Origin of the sequence: Fischerella muscicola PCC 7414, from assembly GCF_000317205.1 — a bacterium.
In the GTDB taxonomy this organism is placed as follows: domain Bacteria; phylum Cyanobacteriota; class Cyanobacteriia; order Cyanobacteriales; family Nostocaceae; genus Fischerella; species Fischerella muscicola.
This window is the reverse complement of sequence record NZ_AJLK01000082.1, coordinates 1-2,686: the sequence shown is the minus strand read 5'-3', so window position 1 is coordinate 2,686 and position 2,686 is coordinate 1. Positions and strand designations below refer to the sequence as shown.

Here is a 2,686-nt window from a genome sequence, read left to right as displayed (position 1 = left end):
GAATATGATCGGTTGTTCTCTATGTTCTTGGTATGCAGTTAAAACCCGTTTCTCCTCCAGTGTTTCCAAGGTGGTTATAGCATCTTCTACATTCTGGCAAACCAAAATCCGGCGGTAGTTAAAAGCCCTACGACCAACTTGAAGAGTGTATGCTACATTGGCTAGATTTGTATCTGGATGCTGTTTTAAGTAAGTAACCAGATTCGCAGTTGCACTTTCAAGTGCCGAACCAGTTTTGGCTGACAATAATAGCAATTGCCAAGGTCGAGATTCTTCACAATGTTTTATTTCCGGGGCTTCTTCAAGGATGATGTGAGCATTAGTTCCACCAAAGCCCAAGGAACTAACGCCAGCCCGGCGTGGAGTACGGTTAGTTTTCCAATCGGTAAGTTTAGTATTGACGTAAAAGGGGCTATTAGCAAAATCAATCTGAGGATTGGGAGTCTCAAAATTTAAACTAGGGGGTATTTGTTTATGTTTTAATGCTAAGACGGTTTTGATCAGACTTGCTATACCAGCTGCTGTATCTAAATGTCCGATATTTGGTTTTACCGAAGCGATCGCACAGAAGCCATTTTTTTGTGTAAAGGTACGAAAAGCCTTGGTAAGCGCAGCGATTTCCACAGGATCGCCAGTAGGTGTTCCAGTTCCGTGAGTTTCTATGTATGAGATATCATCAGCTTTCACGCCAGCATTGGCTAAAGCTTCTACAATCACCTCTGCTTGACCATCTACACTCGGTGCAGTGTAGCTGACTTTTAGAGAACCGTCGTTGTTGATAGCTGAACCTTTGATGACTGCATGAATACAGTCGCCATCATTAACAGCATCTTTAAATCTTTTTAAGACGACTATTCCCAGACCACTACCGAAAATAGTACCTTGTGCCTTAGCATCAAAAGCGCGACAGTGACCATCAGGAGATAAAATTCCGTCTTCTTGATAGAGATAGCCTGACTTTTGTGGCACACTGATGGCAACTCCACCTGCCAAAGCCATATCACACTCTTCATCCAGCAAACTTTTGCAGGCTAAGTGTACAGCTACTAATGATGTTGAGCAGTAAGTTTGGATACCTACACTTGGGCCAGTAAGATTTAATTTATATGAGATATTTGTAGTGAGAAAATCTTTATTAAGAGCATATGTATTGGAAATATTATTCAAATTAGAGTTGTTATAAATATTATTAAAAAAGTAAGTGTTTGTGCTTGTACCAGCATAAACCCCTATCAAACCTTCATACTTTTCTGGGTCATATCCAGCATTTTCAAGAGCCTCCCAAGCACATTCCATGAAGAAACGGTGCTGGGGATCAATCACTTCAGCTTCCCTGGGACTAAAGCCAAAGAATCTAGCATCAAAAAACTCTATATCTTCCAGTACAGGTGCTGCTTTGACATAATTTGGATCGTTGAAAACAGTATCTTCAATATTTAAAGATACCAAATCTTGCTCTGAAAAAAAAGAAATAGATTCGATTCCATTCTGAAGATTGTGCCAAAAATCATTGATATTCTTCGCACCTGGGAATCGACCAGCCATTCCTACTATGGCTATGTCTAAATCTGATGCTTTTTCAAGTATTTTATAAGTACTTATCATTTTCTCTTTCAAAGTAACTAGAAATCAATCATTGTTACAACCTGGGTTTATCCAGTGTAGAGCGTCAAACATCTCAATAAAAGTTTGCGTTGGTTTACTTAGTACGGCTTTGCGTAAATCTTAGCTTTTTTAAACGCAGAGGAGCGCAAAGGAGAACGCAGAGGGAAGCAGAGTTTTTTTGTTCGATTTGCTATGATTTCATGTAATTTAGTACTTAGGAGGAGCTTTCGTCTAGCATTTTTTGCATTTTCATCTGTCTTCTTCTTTGTCCTCGCAGCAATCGTTGTTCAAAATTAGTTTTTTCATCTTCTTCAGGAATCAAAATTTTTGCCATAGAACTGACAGTTGGACATTCATAAAGCTTGGCAATAGGAACATTTAAATCAAACGCCTTATTTACTTGAGAAATAACTTGAATACCTATGAGAGAATCACCACCGAGTTCAAAGAAATTATCATGAATTCCTATACGTTCAATTCCGAGAATTTGCTGCCAAATTTCAGCAAGTTTTTGCTCAATGTCATTTCTAGGTGTAACAAAATCATTACTTAATTCGGGTCGTGGATGTGTTGCGTGTGATTTATTGATTGTCTCTAAAACTTCCGAGATGAGTATTTTTTGATCAGAATTGTGCTGCTGAAATAAATTCAGGAAGTCAGAGGGAGATACCACAACTTGAGGTATTGTACTTTCTAAAATACGCGTCAAAGCATCTATACCTTCTTGGGGCAATATTCCTTGTTTGAGATTTTCTGCACGCAATTCTTGGAGTTGTTTAGACACTGCTGTATTTACCGCCATCCCAACTTCTTGCCAAGTATCCCAGTTGATACTTGTAATGAATGTGTGAGATTTTTTGATATTGCAGTGAGCAAAAGCGTCTAGAAAAGCATTAGCCGCACAATAATCTACTTGTCCAAATCCCCCGAGAATTGAATTAATTGATGAGGTTAAGATAAAGAAATCTAACTGAATATCCTTGAGGACAGCATCAAGAACTAGTGTACCCTTGACTTTGGGAGCTAATATACTTTCCGCTTCTTCCCGGGTTTTTCGCTGAATCGCGCTGCCTCCTGGTAC

At 39.0% G+C, this 2,686-nt stretch carries 2 protein-coding genes; both read right to left on the bottom strand.

Annotation, left to right across the window (positions count from 1 at the left end):
* A partial coding sequence (locus UYI_RS0112070; RefSeq protein WP_016866924.1) for a type I polyketide synthase occupies nucleotides 1-1,605 on the bottom strand: 1,605 nt, incomplete at its 3' end.
* A 214-nt stretch (nucleotides 1,606-1,819) separates the two neighbouring features.
* Nucleotides 1,820-2,686 (bottom strand): KR domain-containing protein (locus UYI_RS32480; RefSeq protein WP_035138486.1); only part of this gene is annotated, 867 nt, incomplete at its 5' end.